This window comes from Variovorax sp. IB41, from assembly GCF_016405905.1.
Taxonomy (GTDB): Bacteria; Pseudomonadota; Gammaproteobacteria; order Burkholderiales; family Burkholderiaceae_C; genus Variovorax.
Map to the genome: position 1 here is coordinate 20,242 of NZ_JAEFCB010000019.1, position 22,377 is coordinate 42,618.

The window sequence follows — 22,377 nt, forward strand, 5'->3', positions numbered from 1 at the left end:
TAGAAGCGCCTTACCAGAGCTTCCACCAGGGGTCGTTGTTGCCCTTGAAGCCGTTGGCCAGGTAGGTGCTCTGCGGATAGTTGGTGGTCAGCACGCGCTGGGCGTCGTCGCGCAGGTCGTTCATGCCGAGGGCGTCGTACGACTTCACCATGATGTACAGGGCTTCTTCGAGCGCCGGCACTTCGCGGTAGTCGGACAGCGCGATTTGCGCCCGATTGATGGCCGCCAGGTAGGCGCCACGCGAGTAGTAGTAGCGCGCCACGTGAACTTCGTACTGCGCGAGCGAGTTCACGATGTAGTTCATGCGCTGGCGCGCGTCGGGCGCGTAGCGCGAATCGGGAAAGCGCGTGACGAGGTCACGGAACGATTCGAACGATTCCTTGGCGGCCTTCTGGTCGCGCTCGGACAGGTCCTGGCGCGTGAGGAACGCGAACATGCCCAGGTCGTCGTTGAAGTTGATCACGCCCTTCAGGTACAGCGCGTAATCGAGAGCCGGGCTGGCCGGATGCAGCTTCATGAAGCGGTCGATGGTGGCGATGGCATTGGCCTTTTCGCCGCCCTTGTACTGGGCGTAGGCCTTTTCCAGCTGGGCCTGCTGCGCGAGCGGGGTGCCGGCGGCGCGGCCTTCGAGCTTCTCGTACAGGGGCACGGCCTTGTCGTAGGCGCCCGAGCTGGATTCTTCCTTGGCTTCCGAGTAAATGCGGTTGGGGCTCCAGCCGGCGGTCTTGTCTTCCTTGGTGGAAGAGCAGCCGGTAGCGAGCAGAGCCGCCGCGCTGAGCGCGATCCAAGCGGGGACCGATAATTTGGCGCGAAACATCACATACGGCTTTCGTGAAACAGTTGCCTTCAATTATATCGACCGACCCTTCAGCCGATCCCCCGGAAACCATGGAGCTCGAAGAGGGCGCCGATCCGGTCGAGCCGAGCGAACTGCGCCCCTTTGCCATCAGCCAAGCGCAGCATGGCCAGCGGCTCGACCGGGCGCTGGCCGTCCTGGTGCCCGAATTTTCCAGGAGTTACCTGCAGCAATTGATCGAAGCCGGCGCGGTCGAGCTTCAGGGCCGCGCGCTCACCAAGGCCTCGGCCACCGTGCGCGCGGGACAGGCGGGCCACATCGAACTGCGGCCCACGCCCCAGAGCCAGGCCTTCCGGCCCGAGCCGATGGACCTCGTCACCGTATTCGAGGACGAGCACCTGCGCATCGTCGACAAGCCGGCCGGGCTGGTCGTGCATCCGGCCCCGGGCCATTGGAGCGGCACGCTCCTGAACGGGCTGCTGGCGCTGGATGCGAAGGCCGTGCTGCTGCCGCGCGCGGGCATCGTGCACCGGCTCGACCGCGATACCAGCGGGCTGATGGTGGTCGCGCGCACCCGCGCCGCGATGGACGCGATGGTGGCGCTGATCGCCGCGCGCGAGGTCAAGCGGCAGTACCTGGCGATCGGGCACAAGCCGTGGGCCGGCGCCGCCGCGCGCCAGGTCGATGCCCCGATCGGGCGCGATCCGCGCAACCGGCTGCGGATGGCAGTGGTCGACCTGGAGCGCCAGTCGGGCAAGACGGCCCGCACGCTGATCGAGCGGCTCGACAGCCATTCGGAAGGCTGCGTGGTGCGCTGCACGCTCGAGACCGGCCGTACCCACCAGATTCGCGTGCACATGGCGTCGATCGGCCATCCGCTGGTGGGCGACGCGCTGTACGGCGGCGCCCCGGCCGTCGGCCTGGCGCGTCAGGGGCTTCATGCGTTCCGGCTCGCGTTCGTGCATCCCGTCACGCAAGCGGCGCTGGAGTTCCGCTCGCCGCCGCCGCCGGACCTCGTTCAGGCTTTGCAGTCCTGGGGGCTGGACTACAATCGCGCCTGACGGCCCGAGGGCCGCGCCGGCCCCCCGATGCCGGCCCTGCGTTGCACTCGCCGCGTGCCGGCAACGCCTCCTTCTTTCATCCTTCTGAACAAGCGCCCCCGAGGCGCCTTTTCCCGGATAACGCGAACCATGAATACGGCGGATGCCAAGCGCATTCTCGAAACCGCCTTGATCTGTTCGAGCCAGCCGTTGCCGGTGCGCGATCTGCGCGTGCTGTTCGACGACGAACTGGGTGTGGACACCATCAAGGTGCTGTTGCTTGAACTGCAGGAAGACTGGGCGCAACGCGGCCTGGAGCTGGTGAGCGTCGGCAGCGGCTGGCGCTTCCAGAGCCGGCCCGAAATGCGCGACCACCTCGATCGCCTGCACCCCGAGAAGCCGCCGCGCTACACGCGCGCCGCCCTCGAAACGCTGGCCATCATTGCCTACCGCCAGCCGGCCACGCGCGGCGACATGGAAGACATCCGCGGCGTCACGATCAACTCGCTGATCTTGAAGCAGCTCGAGGACCGCGGCTGGGTCGAGGTGATCGGCCACCGCGAAACCGTCGGCCGGCCCGCGTTGTACGCGACCACGCGCCAGTTCCTCGACGACCTCGGTCTCGCCTCGCTCGACCAACTCCCGCTGATCGAAACCCCCGCGCAGCAGGCCGCGCTGGTCGACGCGCTCGAGCAGGCCTCCGGCAACCAGCCGGGCCTGCCGATGGACGCCGTGGCCGAGTCCGATGCCGACGCGTCCGGCGATGGCGACGCGGACGTGACGCCGGGCGAAGCGACGCAAGAAGCTCCCTCGACAGCCGACGGCACGATCGAAGCCGCCCCCGAAGTGGTGGAAGCTGCAGCAGCGCAGGTGGCCGAAGACGCCGCAGCGGCCGACGTGGCCGAAGCAAATGAAGCCCCGCTTCCCGCAGCCGACGAAGCTGGGTCTCCCGCCGAAGCCGAGCCCACCCCCGTCACCGATTCCGACCCCGATGCCGCGTCCCAGGACGAGGCCGACCCCCACGCAGTTCCTCCGGAAAAACCCCATGAGCCCATCTGACACCGACGACGCGGGAATTCCGCCGGTCGCGCCTGAATCCGAGAAAAAGGAGGCGCCAGCGACCGAGCAGGCTGCGGATGCGGGCATCGATTCCGCAGCGCCTGCCGATGGCGAGGCTCCCAAGAAGCGGCGCCCGCGCAAGAAGAAGGTGATCGAGGTGGCTGCCGATGAGGCCGAGGCATCGCCCGTGGCCGAGCAGGCCGAGCCCGTAGAGCCCGTGCTCCAGGCGCCGGTTGTCGCAAGTGCATCCGAAGAAGTCCAACCGGTCGAAGCCGCTCGCCAGGAGCGCCCCGCAGAGGAAGCTCCCCGCGGTGACCAGAACGATCAGGGTGACGACGAGGACGAAGACGAAGAGCCCGACGAGGAAGAAGACGACCTCGACCGCGCCCGCCGTGCCGCCGAGCGCGAGCAGCGCAATGCACCGCCGCCAGAGCCGATCCGCTTCGCGGACGTCATCTCGGGCCAGTTCGACGCTGACGAGGAAAGCCCCGAGGTGCCGCCGCTCAAGCGCGTGCTGCTGCCCGAAGCCGATTCGCCCAAGCTGCACAAGGTGCTGGCGCAAGCGGGCCTGGGTTCGCGGCTCGAGATGGAGTCGCTGATCCTGCAGGGCCGCATTTCCGTCAACAACGAGCCCGCGCACATCGGCCAGCGCATCCAGTACGGCGACCAGGTCAAGATCAACGGCAAGCCGATCCGCTACCGCATCGCACCGCCGCCGCCGCGCGTGATCGCGTACCACAAGCCCGTGGGCGAAGTGGTCACGCATGACGATCCGCAGAACCGGCCCACGGTGTTTCGCAAGCTCCCGCGCCTGCAGCAGGGCAAGTGGCAATCGGTCGGCCGCCTCGATCTGAACACCGAAGGCCTGTTGCTGTTCAGCAGCTCCGGCGACCTGGCCAATCAACTGATGCACCCGCGCTTCGGCCTGGAGCGCGAGTACGCGGTGCGCGTGCTGGGTGCGCTCAGCAGCGAAGAGAAGCAGAAGCTGCTCGACGGCGTGCGCCTGGAAGACGGCATGGCGCAGTTCGGCACCATCGAAGAGGGCGGCGGCGAGGGCTCCAATTGCTGGTACCGCGTGACCATTTCCGAAGGCCGCAACCGCGAAGTGCGCCGGCTGTTCGAGTCGGTGGGCCATGCGGTCAGCCGGCTGATCCGCATCCGCTACGGCGCGATGGTGCTGCCGCGCGGCCTGAAGCGCGGTGCCTGGATGGAGCTGGACGAGCGCGACATCCGCGCGCTGTTCCAGGCCTCCGGCGGTGCGGCTGTGCGCCCCGCGGCGCCCCAGCAACGTGGCCCCGGCGGCCCCGAGGGCGGTGGCCGCAACGGGCGCAACAAGAAGCGCCGCGGCAACCGCAACGGCGGTGGCCAGGGTCAGGGGCAAGGACAGCAGCCGCGCGAAATGCGCGATGACGGGCGCGAGGCGCCCATTCCGAATCCGTTGGGTGACGGCCGTGCGCCGCGCGGCGATCGCGGTGGCCGTGCCAATCGCGGCGGCGGTGGTGGTGGTGGTGGCGGCAACGGCGGCCCGCCGCAGCAGCGCCGCGGCAATGCCGGCGGCAACAACCGTAAGGGGCAGGGCGGCGGCAATCGCCAGCAGGGCGACGATCGTCAGCCGAGCGGTGCCAACCAACCCGACCCGATGAAGACCTCGCTGGGCTACATCGGCGCCGACAGCTTCTCGCGCCAGCGCAAGGAGCAGCGCGGAGGGCCGGGGGGGCGCCGCAGCGGCGGCGGTGGCGCTCCGGGCGGCGGCGGTTACGGCGGCCCGGCCGGCTCGCGCCGCCGCGGACGCTGAAAGCCAGCCGTCACGGCGCGGCTTTCGCGGGGTTTTCACCAACCCCGGGGGCCGCGCCGGTTAAAATCAGAGGCTTTGTCGACTGGTGGCGAAACAAATTCGTTGCAGTTGTGACAAAACACTTCAAAATCAAAGCTGCAGGAAGCATTTCAATGGCTATCGAACGTACTCTCTCCATCATCAAGCCCGACGCCGTTGCCAAGAACGTCATCGGCAAGATCGTCTCCCGCTTCGAAGCTGCCGGCCTCAAGATCGTCGCTGCCAAGCTGGTGCATCTGTCGCGCAACGAAGCCGAACAGTTCTACTCGGTCCACAAGGAGCGTCCCTTCTTCAAGGACCTGGTCGAATTCATGATCTCGGGCCCCGTGTTCGTGCAAGTGCTCGAAGGCGAAAACGCCATCGCCAAGAACCGTGACCTGATGGGCGCCACCGACCCCAAGAAGGCAGCCGCCGGCACCATCCGCGCCGACTTCGCCGACAGCATCGACGCCAACGCCGTGCACGGTTCGGACGCTCCTGAAACCGCAGCGAACGAAGTCTCGTTCTTCTTCGCCGGCCTCAACGTCTACGCACGCTGAAGCTGTCTGCCGACTGATTCCATGACCACGGCCAACCTGCTCGACTTCGATCTCGAGGGTTTGGCTGCGTTCTGCGAAAAACTCGGCGAGAAGCGTTTCCGCGCCACGCAGCTGTTCCGCTGGATCCACCAGCGTGGCGCCAGCGACTTCACCCAGATGACCGATCTGGCCAAGTCGCTGCGCGAGAAACTCGCGACCACCGCGCGCGTGGAGGCCTTGCCGGTCCTCACGCAGCACGAATCCAAGGACGGCACGATCAAGTGGCTGTTCGACGTCGGCGACGGCAATGCCGTCGAAGCCGTATTCATTCCCGAGGACGACCGCGGCACGCTGTGCGTGTCGTCCCAGGCCGGCTGTGCGGTCGGTTGCCGCTTTTGCTCGACCGGGCATCAGGGCTTCAGCCGCAACCTGAGCACGGGCGAAATCGTCGCCCAGCTCTGGTTTGCCGAACACTTCCTGCGCAAGCACCTGAAGCGCGCCGAACGTGTCATCTCCAACGTGGTGATGATGGGCATGGGCGAGCCGCTGCAGAACTACACCGCGCTGGTGCCCGCGCTGCGCACCATGCTCGACGACAACGCCTACGGGCTGTCGCGCCGCCGTGTCACCGTATCGACCTCCGGCGTCGTGCCGATGATCGACCGCCTGGGCTCCGACTGCGCCGTGGCCATGGCCGTTTCTCTGCACGCGCCCAACGATGCGCTGCGCGACGACCTCGTGCCGCTCAATCGCAAGTACCCGATCGCCGAACTGCTCGAGGCCTGCAAGCGCTACCTCGAACACGCGCCGCGTGACTTCATCACCTTCGAGTACTGCATGCTCGACGGCGTGAACGACCAGCCCGAGCACGCGCGCCAGCTGATCGAACTCGTGCGCAGGCACGACGTCTCGTGCAAGTTCAACCTGATTCCGTTCAACCCGTTTCCGGCCTCGGGCCTGCTGCGTTCGCCGCAGCCGCGCGTGCTGGCGTTCGCCCGGGCGCTGAGCGAGGCGGGCCTCGTGACCACTGTGCGCAAGACGCGCGGCGATGACATCGATGCCGCCTGCGGGCAGCTCGCCGGCGACGTCAAGGACCGCACCCGCGCCGCCGAACGCATGGCCCAGCGCCGTGCAACCGAACGTCCCGTCGTCTTGCATCCGATGCGCAAGACCCCCACCGTCCCCCAGGAGCATTGAAGCGATGAGCATGGCCTTTCCGATGACCACCGCGAGCACGCAGCGCCTGCTGGCTGCCAGCCTTGCCGGTGTCGCCGTGGCGTTTCTGCTCGCCGGCTGCGTCAACACGCGGACCACCACCACCAGCCTGGCCGACACCAGCTCGGGCAAGGGCAACGAGATCGTCACCGAGTCCGACGAGACCAGCCGGCAGCGCCGCGCGCGCCTGCGCATGGAGCTGGCCTCCGGTTATTTCGAACACGGCCAGACCACCGTTGCGCTCGACGAGATCAAGCAGGCGCTGGTGGCCGACCCCAACTATGCGGACGCCTACAACCTGCGCGGCCTCGTCTACATGCGCCTGGAAGATGCGGGCCTGGCCGAGGACAGCTTCCGCCGCGCGATCGCGATCGCGCCGCGCGACCCCAACATCCGCCACAACTACGGCTGGCTGCTGTGCCAGCAGAACCGTTTCGGCGATGCGGCGCAGCAGTTCACCGAAGCGCTCGCCGTGCCCAGCTACAACGACCGCGCCAAGACCCTCATGACGCAGGGCGTCTGCGAGCTCAAGGCCGGACTGCGCCCGCAGGCCGAGCGCAGTCTCTTGCAGGCCTATGAAATCGATGCCGGCAATCCGGTGGTCGGCTTCAACCTGGCGTCGGTGCTGGCGCAGCGCGAAGAGTGGCAGCGCGCGCAGTTCTACATCCGCCGCGTCAACAACAGTCCCTCGGCCAGTGCCGAGACGCTCTGGCTGGGCATCAAGATCGAACGCAAGCTCAACAACCGCGAAGCCATCGCGCAGTTGGGAGGCCAACTGCAACGCCGCTTCCCCCAATCGCGGGAGGCATCAGCGTACGAGCGCGGGAATTTCAATGACTGAACGGGTTTCGGAGTTCGGCACTTCCGCGGCGCTGCCGCTCGAGGAAGGCGACATCACGCACAAGACGGCCGGCGACCTGTTGCGCGAGGCGCGCGAGGCGCACGGACTGCATATCGATATGGTTGCCGCCGCCCTCAAGGTGCCACCGCAAAAACTCATGGCGCTGGAGGCGGACGACATCGCTTCGTTGCCCGACCCGGTCTTTGCGCGCGCGCTGGCCAGCAGCGTCTGCCGCGCCTTGCGCATCGATCCGGCGCCCGTGCTCGCCAAGTTGCCGAACACCACGCACACGGCGCTGGCCGTGGCCGACCGCACCCTCAAGACCAACATCGTCTCCGGCACGCCGCGCTGGAACGGCGGCCGCTCCAGCGTGCTGCCATCGCGGGCGCTGCTGACGGTGGTCGTGCTGCTGTTGATCGGCGCCGGCGCGCTCTTCTGGCTGCCGCAGTCGGTCTTCGACCAGATCGGCGTCTCGGTGTCGCGTCTCACGTCGCGCAGCGACACCGATGCGGGGGCGGGTGCGGCGGGCGACGCGCCCGGCTCGGCTGCGGGCACGCCGGGCGTTGTTGCCGAGAGCGTTCCCGTGCAGGCCGTCGCGCCGACGGGCCCGGCGGGCGATGCATCCGCCACGGCCGCCACTGCAAATCCGGCAAACGCGGCTGCCCCTGCAACCGTCGCGCCTGGCGCGGCGTCTCCCGTTGCCGCCGCCAACAGCAGCCAACAACTGGTTTTCGTCGCACGCGAAGAGTGCTGGATCACCGTGACCGAAGCCGGCGGCAAGCAACTGCTGCGCCGCAGCCTGCAGGCCGGCGAAACCGTCGGGCTGTCGGGCACGCTGCCGCTTTCGGTGGTGGTGGGGCGCGCTTCGGCCGTGGACGTGCAGGTGCGCGGAAAAGCCTACGATCTGAAGCCTGTCACGCGCGGTGGCGGCGTGGCGCGTTTCGAGGTGACATCGTGACCGACTTGACTGACTGCACTCCCCAACCCATCGGATCGGCCGTCGAATCAGCCATCGAATCGGCGGCGCCCAAGGCGCGCCGCTCGCGCCAGGCGAGCGTGGCCTGGGGCCCGCGCATCGTCACGGTGGGCGGCGATGCGCCGGTGCGCGTGCAGTCGATGACCAACACCGACACGGTCGATGCCATCGGCACCGCGATCCAGGTCAAGGAGCTCGCCATCGCGGGCTCCGAGATGGTCCGCATCACGGTCAACACGCCCGAGGCGGCGGCCCAGGTGCCCTACATCCGCGAGCAGCTCGACCGCATGGGCATCGACGTGCCGCTGATCGGCGACTTCCACTACAACGGCCACCGCCTGCTCACCGACTATCCGGCCTGCGCCGAGGCGCTGAGCAAGTACCGCATCAACCCCGGCAACGTGGGCAAGGGCGACAAGAAGGATAAGCAGTTCGGCCAGATGATCGACGCCGCGATGCGCTGGAACAAGCCGGTGCGCATCGGCGTGAACTGGGGCAGCCTCGACCAGGAACTGCTCGCCAGCCTGATGGACACCAACAGCCAGCGCGCCCAGCCCTGGGACGCCAAGCAGGTGATGTACGAGGCGCTGATCACCTCGGCCATCGAATCGGCCAAGCTGGCCGAATCGATGGGCATGGCCGGCAACCAGGTCATCCTGTCGTGCAAGGTGAGCGGCGTGCAGGACCTGATCTCGGTGTACCGCGAACTGGCCAGGCGCTGCGACTATCCGCTGCACCTGGGCCTCACCGAAGCCGGCATGGGCACCAAGGGCACGGTGGCGTCGGCCACGGCGCTGTCGATTCTTCTGCAGGAGGGCATCGGCGACACGATTCGCGTGTCGCTCACGCCGCAGCCGGGCGAGTCGCGCACCCAGGAAGTGCTGATCGCCAACGAAATTCTCCAGGCCCTGGGCCTGCGCGTGTTCGTGCCGAGCGTCACGGCCTGCCCGGGCTGCGGCCGCACCACGAGCACCACCTTCCAGGAACTGGCCAAGCAGATCGACGATTACCTGCGCCTGCAGATGCCGGTCTGGCGCAAGAAATACCCGGGCGTGGAGACGCTGAAGGTGGCCGTCATGGGCTGCATCGTCAACGGCCCCGGCGAGAGCAAGCACGCCGACATCGGCATCAGCCTGCCCGGCACCGGCGAGGCGCCCGCCGCGCCGGTCTTCATTGACGGCGAGAAGGCCCTTACGCTGCGCGGCGACAATATCGCCAACGAGTTCCACCAGCTCGTCGAAACCTACATCGAAAAGCGCTTCGGCGGCGAGCACGCCGTCGCTGCCTGACACCTCCGCGAGACTCATGGCTGAAAAATTGAATGCCGTCAAAGGCATGAACGACATATTGCCGCCCGAATCGGCGCGCTGGGAGTGGCTCGAGGCCACCGTGCGCGACCTGATGGGGCGCTATGCGTACCGCAATGTGCGCACGCCGATCCTGGAGCACACCGCGCTCTTCGTGCGCGGCATCGGCGAGGTCACGGACATCGTCGAAAAAGAGATGTATGCCTTCGAGGACCGCGCCGACAAGCACGGCCAGGCCGAGCACCTCGCGATGCGTCCCGAGAACACCGCCGGTCTCGTGCGTGCCGTGATCGAGCACAACATGCTCTACGACGGCCCCCGGCGCCTTTGGTACACGGGCCCGATGTTCCGCCGCGAGAAGCCGCAGCGCGGGCGCTATCGCCAGTTCCACCAGATCGGTGCCGAGGCACTGGGTTTTGCCGGGCCCGATGTCGATGCGGAGTTGATCCTGCTGGCCAGCGCGCTGTGGAAGGCCATCGGCCTGACCGACGTGCGGCTCGAACTCAACAGCCTGGGCCAGCCCGCAGAGCGTGCGCTGCACCGCGCCCAGCTCATCGCCCACTTCGAGCAGCATGCCGACAAGCTCGACGAAGACGGCAAGCGCCGCTTGCACAGCAATCCGCTGCGCATCCTCGATACCAAGAATCCGGCCATGAAGGACGTGGTCGAGTCGGCGCCCAAGCTGAGCGAGTTCCTCGGTGCCGAATCGCTCGCGCACTTCGAGGGGCTGCAGGCCATTCTCCGTGCCAACGACATCGCCTACACGATCAACCCGCGTCTCGTGCGCGGGCTCGACTATTACAACCTCACGGTGTTCGAGTTCGTCACCGACCGCCTTGGTGCGCAAGGCACCGTCTGCGGCGGCGGGCGCTACGACGGCCTGATCGAGCAGATCGGCGGCAAGCCCGCGCCGGCCGTGGGATGGGCCATGGGCGTGGAGCGCATCCTCGACCTGCTGAAAGAGCAGGGCGTGGACATGCCCGCACCGCTGCCCGATGCCTACGCCATCGTGCCCGACGCGTCCTCCATGCCGCTGGTGCTGCGCACGCTGCAGCAACTGCGCGAAGCTGGCGTGCGCGTGCAGATGCATGGTGCGACGGCCGAGGGCCTGGCGAGCTTCAAGTCGCAGATGAAGAAAGCCGACAACAGCGGCGCCACCTACGCCCTGATCTTCGGCGCCGATGAACTTGCGCGCGGCGAAGTGACTCTCAAGGCCCTGCGCGACGGCGTCGGTGCGCAAACCTCGCGGCCGCTCGCCGAAGTGGCCACCTGGGCCACCACCCTACAATCCCCGGCTCCCAACACCTGACAGCGCATGGCAACCCATCTCGATCTCGAAGAACAGGAACAGCTCGACCAGCTCAAGCATTTCTGGAACACCTACGGCACCCTGATCACCTGGGCCGTGCTGCTCGTTGCCGGCGCCTTCGTGGCCTGGAACGGCTGGCAGTATTTCCAGCGCAGCAAGGCAGCCCAGGCCGCGGCCCTCTACGACGAGGTCGAGCGCAGCACGCAATCCGGCGACGTCGAGCGCATCCAGCGCGTGCTGGGCGACATGAAGGAACGCTTCGCCGGCACCGCCTATGCGCAGCAGGCGGGCCTCCTGGCCGCGAAGACGCTGTACGAAAAGGGCAAGGTCGAGGAATCGCGTGCCGCGCTGGGCTGGGTGGCGCAGAGCGCCATCGATCCGGGCTACCAGGCCATCGCGAAGCTGCGGCTCGCGGCCGAGTTGCTCGATGGCAAGTCGTACGACGAAGCCCTGAAGCAACTGGACGGCAAGGTGCCCAAGGAATTCGAACCGCTGGTGGCCGACCGCAAGGGCGACATCTACATGGCGCAGGGCAAGCGCGACGAGGCGCAGCAGGAATACCGCAAGGCCTGGACGGGCCTGGGCGCGACCTCCGACTACCGCCGCCTGGTCGAGATCAAGCTGAACGCGGTCGGTGTCGACCCGAAGAGCCTGGCGCCGACCATCACTGTCACACCCGCAGCCCCCAAAACTCCCTGACCGCATCATGAATCTCAAGCGTCTCATGCCTGAATCGGCCGCCCTGCGCGCGGGTTCTGCTCTCGTTCTGGTCGCGCTCCTGGCCGCCTGCTCGGGCTCCGGCAAGCCGAAGCCGGCCGAGCTGCCCGCCAACCCTTCGACGCTCGGCGTGCGCCAGGCCTGGAGCGTGAAGATTCCGGAAGTGGGCTTCCCGCTCACCACCGACGTCAGCGGCGACATCGTGACCGTGGCCGGCAGCGACGGCACTGTCGTGGCGATCGACGCCCGTGCCGGCCGCGAAACCTGGCGTGCCAACGCGGGCGCCACGCTGGCGGCAGGCGTCGGCAGCGACGGCTCCATGGCCGCGGTCGTCACCACCAACAACGAGCTCGTCGCCATCGAAGGCGGCAAGGTCCTGTGGAAGCAGAAGCTCTCGGCGCAAGCCTTCACCGCACCGCTGGTCGCTGGCCGCCGCGTGTTCGTGCAGACCGCCGACCGCAGCATCAGCGCCTGGGACGGCCAGAGCGGCCGCCGCCTCTGGCTGCAGCAGCGCCCCGGTGAAAACCTGGTGCTGCGCAAGTCGGGCGTGCTGATCGCCGTGGGCGACACGCTGGTCGCGGGCATCGGCGGCCGGCTGGTCGGCATCAACCCGGCCAATGGCACCTCGCGCTGGGAATCGCCCATTGCGGCGCCGCGCGGCACCAACGACGTGGAGCGCCTGGTCGACCTGACCGGCAGCGTGAGCCGCTTCGGCGACGGCGTCTGCGCGCGGGCCTACTACGCCAGCGTCGGATGCGTCGAGACGCAGCGCGGCGCGCTGGTCTGGAGCAAGCCGGCCTCGGGCGCGGACGGCGTCACCGGCGACGAAGGCTTTGTCTACGGCACCGAATCCGACGGCAGCGTGACGGCCTGGCGCCGCGGCGACGGTGAGCGCGCCTGGCAGTCGACCCGCTTCAAGAACCGTGTGCTGACCTCGCCGCTCGCGGTGGGCCGCTCGCTGATCATCGGCGAGGACACCGGGTCCCTGCATTTCGTTTCGCGCGAAGATGGCGCGCTGCTCAATCGCGTCACGCCCGATGGCTCGGCCATCACCGTTGCGCCGGTCCTGGCCGGCAACACGGTCGTGGTCGTGACCGCCAAGGGCGGCGTGTTTGGCTATCGCCCTGAATAATTTCTTCTTTTCCCACTCTCAAGGCCCGACCATGAAAACCGCGCCATCGAAAGGCCGGCCATGAAGCCGGTCGTGGCCCTGGTCGGCCGTCCCAACGTCGGCAAGTCGACGCTCTTCAACCGCCTGACCCAGACGCGCGACGCCATCGTCGCCGACTACGCCGGCCTCACGCGCGACCGCCACTATGGCAACGGCCGCCTGGGCAAGCACGAGTTCATCGTGATCGACACTGGCGGCTTCGAGCCCGATGCCGGCAGCGGCATCTACAAGGAAATGGCCAAGCAGACGCGGCAGGCCGTGGCCGAGGCCGACGTGGTGATCTTCGTGGTCGATGCGCGCGAAGGCCTCTCGGCGCAGGACCACGACATCGCCAACGAGCTGCGCCGGCTGGGCAAGCCCTGCGTGCTGGCGGCCAACAAGGCCGAAGGCATGCACGACGGCACCAAGCTGGTCGATTTCTACGAGCTGGGCTTCGGCGACGTGCACGGCGTGTCCGCGGCGCACGGGCAGGGCATGCGCGACCTGGTCGAGCTGGCGCTCGAACCGCTGAACCTGCCGGACCCGGACGACGAGACCGACGAAGACGACGTCAACAAGCCCATCAAGCTGGCAGTGGCCGGCCGGCCCAACGTCGGCAAGTCCACGCTGATCAACACCTGGCTTGGCGAAGAGCGCCTGGTGGCCTTCGACATGCCGGGCACCACGCGCGACGCCATCTCGGTGCCGTTCGAGCGCAACGGCCAGCGCTTCGAGCTGATCGACACGGCAGGCCTGCGCCGCAAGGGCAAGGTGTTCGAGGCGATCGAGAAGTTCTCGGTGGTCAAGACGCTGCAAGCCATCGAATCGGCCAACGTCGTGCTGCTGCTGCTGGACGCCACGCAGGGCGTGACCGACCAGGACGCGCACATCGCCGGCTACATCCTGGAGAGCGGCCGCGCGGTGGTGATCGCCATCAACAAGTGGGACGCGGTCGACAGCTACCAGCGCGAGCAGATCCAGCGGCAGATCGAAACCCGGCTGCCGTTCCTGAAGTTCGCTTCGCTGCATTTCATCTCGGCCATCAAGCGCCAGGGGCTCGGTCCGGTGTGGCAGGCCATTGCGCAGGCCCACAAGTCGGCCACGCGCAAGATGTCAACGCCGGTGCTCACGCGCCTCTTGCTGGAGGCGGTGCAATTCCAGGCGCCCCAGCGCGGCGGCATGTTCCGGCCCAAGCTGCGCTATGCGCACCAGGGCGGCATGAATCCGCCGGTGATCATCATCCACGGCAATTCACTGGAGCACGTGACCGATGCGTACAAGCGTTTCCTGGAAGGGCGCTTCCGCAAGGAATTCGACCTGGTGGGCACGCCCTTGCGTATCCAGTTCAAAAGCTCGCAAAATCCCTTTGCGGACAAGGACAGCTAAAGCGGGCTTGGCCGCCGATGGCGGCCGATGAGTTGCAGCTGGAACGGAAGTTCCGTCTTTTGAGAGCCGTTATTTTCTCAAGGCTTTTGGGTCCGATTGCTGCAGCGCAGAAACCCTGTGTTAAGGTCATCTCTCCAACAACTACTCTTGAACACGGAGAATATCGTGAGCAATAAAGGGCAACTTCTGCAAGACCCGTTTCTGAACACCCTGCGTCGCGAGCATGTGCCGGTTTCCATTTATTTGGTGAACGGCATCAAGCTGCAGGGCCAGATCGAGTCTTTTGACCAATACGTCGTGTTGCTCCGCAACACAGTGACGCAAATGGTCTACAAGCACGCCATTTCCACCATCGTGCCGGGTCGTGCCGTCAACTTCTCGGCTGCCGAGAACGACGACGCCGCAGCCTGATCGCGCGGAGCGCGGCGGAGTCCCCTCCGTCGCGCTTTTTCATTTTCTGATTCCGCTTGTCTGAACTGATCCACCGCCAGGAAGGCGCCGCCGTTCTCGTCGGCGTCGACTTTGGGCTGCCCCATTTCGACAGCGAACTCGAGGAACTCGGCCTGCTCGCGCAGACCGCGGGTCTCACGCCTGTCGCCCGAATCACCTGCAAACGCAAGGCGCCCGATGCGGCGCTGTTCGTGGGCAGCGGCAAGGCCGACGAGATCAAGGAGCTCGCCGCCATGCATCAGGCGAGCGAGGTCATCTTCGACCAGTCCCTGAGCCCGGCGCAGCAGCGCAACCTCGAGCGCCAGCTGGACATCGCGGTCTACGACCGCACCTTCCTCATCCTCGAAATCTTCGCCCAGCGCGCGCGTTCGCATGAAGGCAAGCTGCAGGTCGAGCTGGCTCGCCTGCAGTACCTGAGCACGCGGCTGGTCCGCCGCTGGTCCCACCTGGAGCGCCAGACCGGTGGCGCTGGTGTGCGCGGCGGTCCGGGCGAAAAGCAGATCGAGCTCGATCGCCGGATGATCGGCGAGTCGATCAAGCGCACACGCGAGCGCCTGGCCAAGGTGCAGAAGCAGCGCGGCACGCAGCGCCGGCAGCGGGAGCGCCGCGAGACCTTCAACATCTCGCTGGTGGGCTATACGAACGCGGGCAAGTCGTCGATCTTCAATGCGCTGGTCAAGGCGCGCGCCTATGCGGCCGACCAGCTCTTCGCCACGCTCGACACCACCACGCGCAACCTCTACTTGGGCGACGCGAAACGCCAGGTGTCGATCTCCGACACCGTCGGCTTCATCCGCGACCTGCCGCACGGCCTGGTCGACGCGTTCAAGGCCACGTTGCAGGAGGCGGTCGATGCCGACCTGCTGCTGCATGTGATCGACGCCTCCAACCCCCATTACCCCGAGCAGATGGCCGAGGTGCAGACCGTCCTGCGCGAGATCGGCGCGGACGCCGTTCCGCAACTGTTGGTATTCAACAAGCTCGATGCTCTTGAAAGCGCGCAACGTCCGCTGCATCTGCAGGACGAGATGGAAATCGACGGCGTTCAGGTCCCCCGCATCTTCCTCAGCGCCAAAAGCGGCGAGGGCGTGCCGTTGCTGCGCGCCGAGCTGGCCCGGCAATCGGGCTCCGTAGCCGATACGATGACCCCTGCGGACGACACTGAATTGCACGATGCCGCCCTTTGATTGGGCACAATCCCGCCACTGACAAGAGAACGAAGCGAATGAATGCAAAGCCAGCGTGGAGAGGGTTTCTGGGCATGTTCAACCTGAACGATGGCCGATGGGGTCGCGGCGACGAGCCGTCCTCCAACGGCGACCGCCCAGCCGGCAACCGGCCCCCCGATGCCGATCCTCCGGGCGCACCGACGCCCCCGCCTTCGGGCAACAACAATAACAACGGCAACCGCCCGCGTGGCCAGGGTCCCAACCAGGGCCCGCCCGACCTCGATGAACTCTGGCGCGACCTCAATCGCAAGCTCGGCGGTTTCTTCGGCGGCGGCAAGGGCGGTGGCAATCGCCCCAACGGCAGCAATGGCGGCAGCGGTGGCGGTGGCGGCAACGGCTACAGACCCGACATGAAAAACGCAGGATTCGGCCTCGGCCTGGTGGCTGCCGTGGCGATCCTCATCTGGCTCGGCACCGGCTTCTTCATCGTGAACGAAGGCCAGCAGGCCGTGGTCACGCAGTTCGGCCGCTACAAGTCGACGGTGAACGCCGGCTTCAACTGGCGCCTGCCGTACCCCATCCAGCGCCACGAAGTGGTGGTGACCACGCAGATCCGTTCGACGGATGTGGGCCGCGACGCCATCGTGCGTTCCACGGGCCTGCGCGAATCGGCCATGCTGACCGAAGACGAGAACATCGTCGAGATCAAGTTCGCCGTGCAGTACCGCCTGAGCAACGCACAGGCCTGGCTCTACGAGAGCAAGTCGCCGGCTGAAACCATCGTGCAGGTGGCCGAGAGCTCCGTGCGCGAAGTGGTCGGCAAGATGAAGATGGATGCAGCCCTCGCCGAGGAGCGCGATCAGATCGCCCCGCGCGTGCGGCAATTGATGCAGACCATCCTGGACCGCTACAAGATCGGCGTCGAAGTCGTCGGCATCAATCTGCAGCAGGGCGGTGTGCGTCCTCCCGAGCAGGTGCAGGCGGCGTTCGACGACGTGCTCAAGGCCGGCCAGGAGCGCGAGCGCGCCAAGAACGATGCACAGGCCTACGCCAACAACGTGGTGCCGCTGGCCACCGGTACGTCTTCGCGCCTGAAGGAAGAGTCCGAAGCCTACAAGGCGCGCATCGTGGCCCAGGCGCAAGGCGATGCCGGCCGCTTCAGCGCGGTGCTGGCCGAATACCAGAAGGCGCCGCAGGTCACCCGCGACCGCATGTACACCGACGCCATGCAGCAGATCTACGCCAGCACCACCAAGGTCCTGGTCGACACCAAGGCCGGCTCCAACCTGTTGTACCTGCCTCTGGACAAGATCATGCAGCTGGGCGGCAACAATGCGGCCGCCACACCCGTCGATGCTGCCAGCCCGAGCGTGGCCGGCACCGCGCCGGCCCAGTCGTCGGTGATCCCGGTGGCGCCGCCCACGGGCGAGACCCGTGCACGTGACGGTCGTTCGCGTGAACGCGACGTGCGCTGAAAAAGGCCAAGAAGAACATGAACAGAATCGGATTCATCGCCTCGTCGATCCTCGTCTTGCTCGTGCTGCTGAGCTCGACCCTCTTCGTGGTCGACCAGCGCCAGTTCGGCGTCGTCTACGCGCTTGGCCAGATCAAGAGCGTCATCACCGAGCCCGGCCTCAATTTCAAGCTGCCGCCGCCGTTCCAGAACGTGTCGTACATCGACAAGCGCCTCCTGACGCTGTCCAGCATCGACACCGAACCCATGCTCACTGCTGAAAAGCAGCGCGTGGTGATCGACTGGTATGTGCGCTGGCGCATCAGCGATCCGCAGGCCTACATCCGCAACGTCGGGCTCGACGAAAACGCGGGTGCCATGCAGCTGAACCGCGTGGTGCGCAACGCGTTCCAGGAAAACATCAACAAGCGCACCGTGCGCGACCTCATCTCGTTGCGCCGCGAGGCCTTGATGGCCGACGTGCAGCGCGAGGTGCTGGCCGTGGTGAAGGGCGCCAAGCCCTGGGGCGTGGATGTGGTCGACGTGCGGATCACCCGCGTGGACTACGTGGAAGCCATCACCGAATCGGTCTATCGCCGCATGGAGGCCGAGCGCAAGCGCGTGGCCAACGAGCTGCGCTCGACCGGTACGGCCGAAGGCGAAAAGATCCGCGCCGATGCCGACCGCCAACGCGAAGTGATCGTGGCGAACGCCTACCGCGACGCCCAGAAGATCAAGGGCGAGGGCGATGCCCAGGCCGCCAGCGCCTACAGCGAGGCCTTCGGCCGCGACCCGCAGTTCGCCCAGTTCTATCGCAGCCTCGAAGCCTACAAGCAGAGCTTCAACAAGAAGAGCGACGTGATGGTGGTCGATCCGTCGTCCGACTTCTTCCGCGCCATGCAGGGCTCCGGCTCGGCGGGCAACGCACCGCGCCGCTGATCCGCTCCGGGGCTTCGTGAGCGCCGAGACTTTCTGGAGCGCGCTGGCGCTCGTCCTGGTGATCGAGGGCATCCTGCCCTTCGTGTCGCCGGGAGGGTGGCGCCGCGGCTTCGGGCAGTTGATGCAGCTGCGCGATGGCCAGCTGCGGTTCTTCGGTCTTTGCAGCATCTTGCTGGGTTTGGTCCTCCTTTGGGTTTTGGCTTAGGGTCTGCCGCCAATTGAACGCCTGCGCGAGACCCTGCAGCGCGGCGCAGTGCAAGGCGCCCTGAGTGCCGCGTAGCACAGCTACGCAAGCGAAGGGCAACGCCGCAATGCGCCGCGCTGCAGGGTCTCCCTCCGGGCTGGTCCCGCCATACGGCGCGTGCTTTGTCGGCTGGCTTGCCCATGGGTGGCCATGGGCTGCGCCACCCTTCGCGCACCCACCGCATGGCGGGACCAGCGCGCAGGCGTTCAATTGGCGGCAGACCCTGGGCGCGGTCCCGGTAGAATCCCGGTTTAACCACGCCCCCGATCCCCATGTCCGCCTGGGTCCTCCCGGATCACATTGCCGATGTGCTGCCTTCCGAGGCGCGCCACATCGAAGAACTTCGACGCCAGCTGCTCGATACCGCCCGTGGCTATGGCTACGAGCTGGTGATGCCGCCGCTGCTCGAGCACCTGGAGTCGCTGCTTTCGGGCACCGGCGAAGCGCTCGACCTCCAGACCTTCAAGCTCGTGGACCAGCTCTCCGGCCGCAGCATGGGCCTTCGCGCCGACACCACCCCCCAGGTGGCGCGCATCGATGCCCACCTGCTCAACCGCGACGGCGTGGCGCGCCTGTGCTACTGCGGCCCGGTGCTCCACACCCGGCCCGACCGTCCGCATGCGACGCGCGAGCCGCTGCAGTTCGGCGCCGAGATCTACGGCCACGCCGGCCTCGAAGCCGACACCGAAACGCTGCTGCTGGCACTCGACTGCCTGGATGCCGCGGGCCTGCGCGACGGTGTGATCGTCGACCTGGCCGATGCCCGCATCGTGCGCGCGCTGTTCGCCGGCGTGCCGGTCGATGCCGCCGCGCTCGCCCGCGTGCATGCGGCGCTCGCCGCCAAGGACGCGAGCGAGCTGCACGTGCTCACCAAGGATTTCCCGGCCGCCTCGCGCGACGGGTTGCGCGCGCTGGTCCAGCTCTACGGCGATGCGTCGGTGCTCGACGAAGCGGCCAAGGCCCTGAAGGGCACGCCGGCCGTGGCCGCCGCACTGGCCGACCTGAAACAGCTCGCTGCCGGCCTGAACGGCACAGCCGGGCGCGAAATCAGCTTCGACCTGGCCGACCTGCGCGGCTACGCCTACTACAGCGGCATGCGCTTCGGCATCTACGTGCCGGGCGCCGCCGATTCGCTGGTGCGCGGCGGCCGCTACGACGAGGTGGGCGCCGTGTTCGGCCGCAACCGCCCGGCCGTCGGCTTCAGCCTCGATGTGCGCGAACTGGTCGGCGTGCTGCCAGCACGCCCGCTGCGCGCCGCCATCCGCGCGCCCTGGAGCGATGCGACCGGCCTGCGCCAGGCCATCGCCCAACTGCGCAAGGCCGGTGAAACGGTTGTCTGTGTGCTGCCGGGACACGGCAGCGAAATCGATGAATTCCATTGCGACCGCGAGCTCGTCGAGCAGGCGGGCCAGTGGAATGTCCGAGCGATCTGAATTTTTAAGCAATGGAACGAGCATGAGCGTAACCACCGGAAGAAACGTGGTCGTCGTCGGCACCCAGTGGGGCGATGAAGGCAAGGGCAAGCTGGTCGATTGGCTGACGGAGAGCGCCCAGGGCGTGGTCCGCTTCCAGGGCGGCCACAACGCGGGCCACACGCTGGTCATCAACGGCGTGAAGACCGCGTTGCACCTGATCCCGAGCGGCATCATGCGGCCCGGCGTCAAGTGCTACATCGGCAACGGCGTGGTGCTGTCGGCGGCTAAGCTGTTCGAGGAAATCGAAGGCCTGGAAAAAGCCGGCGTCGAAGTGCGCTCGCGCCTGCGCATCAGCGAGGCCTGCCCGCTGATCCTGCCGTTCCACGCCGCGCTGGACATCGCGCGCGAGGCCTACCGCGAGAAGGGCGGCGTCGAGAAGATCGGCACCACCGGCCGCGGCATCGGCCCGGCCTACGAAGACAAGATCGCCCGCCGCGCGCTGCGCGTGCAGGACCTGAAGCACCCCGAGCGCTTCGCCACCAAGCTGCGCGTGCTGCTCGACCTGCACAACCACGTGCTCACGCAGGTGCTGGGCGCGCCGGCCGTCGATTTCGACACCGTGTTCGACGAAGCCATGCGCCACGCCGTACTGCTCAAGCCGATGATGGCCGACGTCTCGCGCGAACTGAACGACGCCCACAAGGCCGGCGCCAACCTGCTGTTCGAAGGCGCGCAGGGCACGCTGCTCGACGTGGACCACGGCACCTATCCGTACGTCACCTCCAGCAACTGCGTGGCCGGCAACGCCGCCGCCGGTTCGGGCGTGGGCCCGGGCATGCTGCACTACATCCTGGGCATCACGAAGGCCTACTGCACGCGCGTGGGCGGCGGTCCGTTCCCCACCGAACTGGACTGGGCCACGCCCGGCACCCCCGGCTATCACATGAGCACCGTGGGCGCCGAAAAGGGCGTGACCACCGGCCGCAGCCGCCGTTGCGGCTGGTTCGACGCCGCGCTGCTCAAGCGCTCGGCGCAGGTCAATGGCCTGTCGGGCCTGTGCATCACCAAGCTGGACGTGCTGGACGGCCTCGAGAAGCTCGAACTGTGCACCGGCTACGAACTCGACGGCGAAACCACCGACATCCTGCCGATGGGCGCCGACGAAATCGAGCGCTGCACGCCGATCTACGAGACGCTGGAAGGCTGGAGCGAAAGCACCGTGGGCGTCACGCAGTACGACAAGCTGCCGGTCAATGCGCGCCTCTACCTGCAGCGCATCGAGCAGATCACCGGCGTGCCGATCCACATGGTTTCCACGAGCCCGGATCGCGACCACACCATCATGATGCGTCACCCCTACCTGGCCGACTGATCAGGTTCACCCCCAGGCTTGCCCACTTCGTGTGGCCGCCAACCCCCTTCCGGGGGCAACACCAGCGGCCCGGCAAAGCCGGTTCCGCGGTGTTCCACGAATGAGAAAAGACTGAAGGAATCCAGACCATGTTGACCGAAGACGGCAAACATCTCTACGTCAGCTACGACGAGTACCACAACCTGATCGAGAAGCTCGCGATCAAGGTGCACCAGTCGGGCTGGGAGTTCGACACCATCCTGTGCCTCGCGCGCGGCGGCATGCGCCCGGGCGACGTGCTCTCGCGCATCTTCGACAAGCCGCTGGCGATCATGTCGACCAGCTCGTACCGCGCCGACGCCGGCACGGTGCAGGGCCATCTGGACATCGCCCGCTTCATCACCACGCCCAAGGGCGAGATCGCCGGCAAGGTGCTGCTGGTGGACGACCTGGCCGACTCGGGCCACACGCTGCATGCCGTGATGGACATGCTGCGCAACAACTACAAGCCCATCACCGAGCTGCGCAGCGCGGTGATCTGGACCAAGGCGCTGTCCACCTTCACGCCCGACTACTCGGTCGAGTACCTGGCGACCAACCCCTGGATCCACCAGCCCTTCGAGGGCTACGACTCGCTCGGCGCCGAGAAGCTGCTGGAGAAGTGGTCGGTCTGATCAGGCCTTGATCACGACTGTCCGGCCTGGCACGACCCGTCGCCGGAAGTGAGCATCGCGGTGTAGCGCCGCTGCATCTCTTCCGGCGTGAGTTTCTCGATGCTGTGGCCCACGTTCCAGCGGTGGCCGAAAGGGTCGCGAAACACCCCCGAGCGCTCGCCGTAGAACTGGTCCTGCGGCGCCATGTCCAGCGTCGCGCCGGCCGCCACGGCCCGCGCCACCACCGCATCCGCATCGTCCACATGCAGGTGCAGCGTCACCGCGCTGCCGCCCAGCGTCTTGGCGCTGCGGATGTTGTATTCGGCGAACTCGTCCGAAATCATCAGGATCGCGCCGTTGTGGAAGTCCAGCTCCGCGTGGCCGATGCGCCCGCTGGGTTCGGTGAGACGGAAGATTTCCTTCACCTCGAACACCTCGCAATAGAAGTCGATGGCCGCGCCGGCATCGTCGACGCAGAGGTACGGGAACAGTTCGTGGATCGCCATGAGAGTTGCCTTTCGAGAAGAGGAAAGCAGTTGTCGTGGCGCCGATTCT

Annotated in this window: 22 protein-coding genes; 20 read left to right on the forward strand and 2 right to left on the reverse strand. The window is 67.0% G+C overall.

Annotated features, from left to right (window positions below; translation table 11 throughout):
- Positions 1 to 10 precede the first annotated feature (10 nt).
- Positions 11 to 817, reverse strand: coding sequence for an outer membrane protein assembly factor BamD (locus JC881_RS25840; RefSeq protein ID WP_198788572.1), 807 nt, complete (start codon positions 815 to 817; stop codon positions 11 to 13).
- A gap of 71 nt (positions 818 to 888) precedes the next feature.
- Here JC881_RS25840 and JC881_RS25845 point away from each other — a divergent pair, with 71 nt between their 5' ends.
- From JC881_RS25845 to JC881_RS25940, 20 genes are all read left to right on the forward strand, one after another.
- On the forward strand, positions 889 to 1,857 hold the full coding sequence (locus tag JC881_RS25845) for an RluA family pseudouridine synthase (RefSeq protein ID WP_198788573.1): 969 nt from the start codon (positions 889 to 891) through the stop codon (positions 1,855 to 1,857).
- Between the two features lie 129 nt (positions 1,858 to 1,986).
- Positions 1,987 to 2,895 carry an SMC-Scp complex subunit ScpB gene (scpB, locus tag JC881_RS25850; RefSeq protein ID WP_198788574.1) on the forward strand — a complete coding sequence of 303 codons (909 nt, stop codon included), beginning with the start codon at positions 1,987 to 1,989 and terminating at the stop codon, positions 2,893 to 2,895.
- Positions 2,882 to 4,690 carry a pseudouridine synthase gene (locus tag JC881_RS25855; protein ID WP_198788575.1) on the forward strand — a complete coding sequence of 603 codons (1,809 nt, stop codon included), beginning with the start codon at positions 2,882 to 2,884 and terminating at the stop codon, positions 4,688 to 4,690. The genes scpB and JC881_RS25855 overlap by 14 nt, the downstream gene beginning before the upstream one ends.
- A 152-nt stretch (positions 4,691 to 4,842) precedes the next feature.
- Positions 4,843 to 5,268: a nucleoside-diphosphate kinase gene (gene ndk, locus JC881_RS25860; RefSeq protein WP_013542117.1), complete on the forward strand. Its 426-nt coding sequence runs from the start codon at positions 4,843 to 4,845 to the stop codon at positions 5,266 to 5,268.
- Positions 5,269 to 5,289: 21 nt separating this feature from the next.
- Entirely contained in the window at positions 5,290 to 6,444 is a 1,155-nt protein-coding gene (gene rlmN, locus JC881_RS25865; RefSeq protein WP_198788576.1) for a 23S rRNA (adenine(2503)-C(2))-methyltransferase RlmN, read from the forward strand.
- A gap of 4 nt (positions 6,445 to 6,448) precedes the next feature.
- Positions 6,449 to 7,303 (forward strand): type IV pilus biogenesis/stability protein PilW, encoded by an 855-nt coding sequence (pilW, locus tag JC881_RS25870; RefSeq protein WP_198788577.1) that lies wholly within the window; start codon positions 6,449 to 6,451, stop codon positions 7,301 to 7,303.
- Positions 7,296 to 8,261, forward strand: coding sequence for a helix-turn-helix domain-containing protein (locus tag JC881_RS25875; protein WP_198788578.1), 966 nt, complete (start codon positions 7,296 to 7,298; stop codon positions 8,259 to 8,261). The genes pilW and JC881_RS25875 overlap by 8 nt, the downstream gene beginning before the upstream one ends.
- Before the next feature lie 5 nt (positions 8,262 to 8,266).
- Positions 8,267 to 9,568 carry a flavodoxin-dependent (E)-4-hydroxy-3-methylbut-2-enyl-diphosphate synthase gene (gene ispG, locus JC881_RS25880; RefSeq protein WP_198788658.1) on the forward strand — a complete coding sequence of 434 codons (1,302 nt, stop codon included), beginning with the start codon at positions 8,267 to 8,269 and terminating at the stop codon, positions 9,566 to 9,568.
- A gap of 16 nt (positions 9,569 to 9,584) precedes the next feature.
- Positions 9,585 to 10,895, forward strand: coding sequence for a histidine--tRNA ligase (gene hisS, locus JC881_RS25885; protein WP_198788579.1), 1,311 nt, complete (start codon positions 9,585 to 9,587; stop codon positions 10,893 to 10,895).
- Between the two features lie 6 nt (positions 10,896 to 10,901).
- Positions 10,902 to 11,594, forward strand: coding sequence for a YfgM family protein (locus JC881_RS25890; protein ID WP_198788580.1), 693 nt, complete (start codon positions 10,902 to 10,904; stop codon positions 11,592 to 11,594).
- Between the two features lie 7 nt (positions 11,595 to 11,601).
- Complete coding sequence (gene bamB, locus JC881_RS25895) at positions 11,602 to 12,744, forward strand: outer membrane protein assembly factor BamB (RefSeq protein ID WP_198788581.1); 1,143 nt, start codon at positions 11,602 to 11,604, stop codon at positions 12,742 to 12,744.
- Positions 12,745 to 12,804: 60 nt separating this feature from the next.
- Positions 12,805 to 14,148 carry a ribosome biogenesis GTPase Der gene (gene der / locus JC881_RS25900; RefSeq protein ID WP_013542109.1) on the forward strand — a complete coding sequence of 448 codons (1,344 nt, stop codon included), beginning with the start codon at positions 12,805 to 12,807 and terminating at the stop codon, positions 14,146 to 14,148.
- 165 nt (positions 14,149 to 14,313) lie between these two features.
- A complete protein-coding gene (gene hfq / locus JC881_RS25905) occupies positions 14,314 to 14,559 on the forward strand; it encodes an RNA chaperone Hfq (protein WP_012747311.1) in 246 nt (81 codons plus the stop codon).
- Between the two features lie 56 nt (positions 14,560 to 14,615).
- Complete coding sequence (gene hflX / locus JC881_RS25910; protein WP_198788582.1) at positions 14,616 to 15,785, forward strand: GTPase HflX; 1,170 nt, start codon at positions 14,616 to 14,618, stop codon at positions 15,783 to 15,785.
- Positions 15,786 to 15,859: 74 nt separating this feature from the next.
- Positions 15,860 to 17,242, forward strand: a complete 1,383-nt coding sequence (gene hflK, locus JC881_RS25915; RefSeq protein WP_198788583.1) for an FtsH protease activity modulator HflK — start codon at positions 15,860 to 15,862, stop codon at positions 17,240 to 17,242.
- A gap of 17 nt (positions 17,243 to 17,259) precedes the next feature.
- Positions 17,260 to 18,159, forward strand: coding sequence for a protease modulator HflC (gene hflC / locus JC881_RS25920; RefSeq protein ID WP_042580877.1), 900 nt, complete (start codon positions 17,260 to 17,262; stop codon positions 18,157 to 18,159).
- Positions 18,160 to 18,175: 16 nt separating this feature from the next.
- On the forward strand, positions 18,176 to 18,364 hold the full coding sequence (locus JC881_RS25925; RefSeq protein WP_013542105.1) for a DUF2065 domain-containing protein: 189 nt from the start codon (positions 18,176 to 18,178) through the stop codon (positions 18,362 to 18,364).
- A 311-nt stretch (positions 18,365 to 18,675) separates the two neighbouring features.
- Positions 18,676 to 19,836: an ATP phosphoribosyltransferase regulatory subunit gene (locus JC881_RS25930; protein WP_198788584.1), complete on the forward strand. Its 1,161-nt coding sequence runs from the start codon at positions 18,676 to 18,678 to the stop codon at positions 19,834 to 19,836.
- A 22-nt stretch (positions 19,837 to 19,858) separates the two neighbouring features.
- Positions 19,859 to 21,190, forward strand: coding sequence for an adenylosuccinate synthase (locus JC881_RS25935; protein WP_198788585.1), 1,332 nt, complete (start codon positions 19,859 to 19,861; stop codon positions 21,188 to 21,190).
- A gap of 128 nt (positions 21,191 to 21,318) precedes the next feature.
- On the forward strand, positions 21,319 to 21,843 hold the full coding sequence (locus JC881_RS25940; protein WP_013542102.1) for a phosphoribosyltransferase: 525 nt from the start codon (positions 21,319 to 21,321) through the stop codon (positions 21,841 to 21,843).
- Between the two features lie 11 nt (positions 21,844 to 21,854).
- Here JC881_RS25940 and JC881_RS25945 read toward each other — a convergent pair whose 3' ends face one another.
- Positions 21,855 to 22,328 carry a VOC family protein gene (locus tag JC881_RS25945; RefSeq protein ID WP_198788586.1) on the reverse strand — a complete coding sequence of 158 codons (474 nt, stop codon included), beginning with the start codon at positions 22,326 to 22,328 and terminating at the stop codon, positions 21,855 to 21,857.
- Positions 22,329 to 22,377 lie beyond the last annotated feature (49 nt).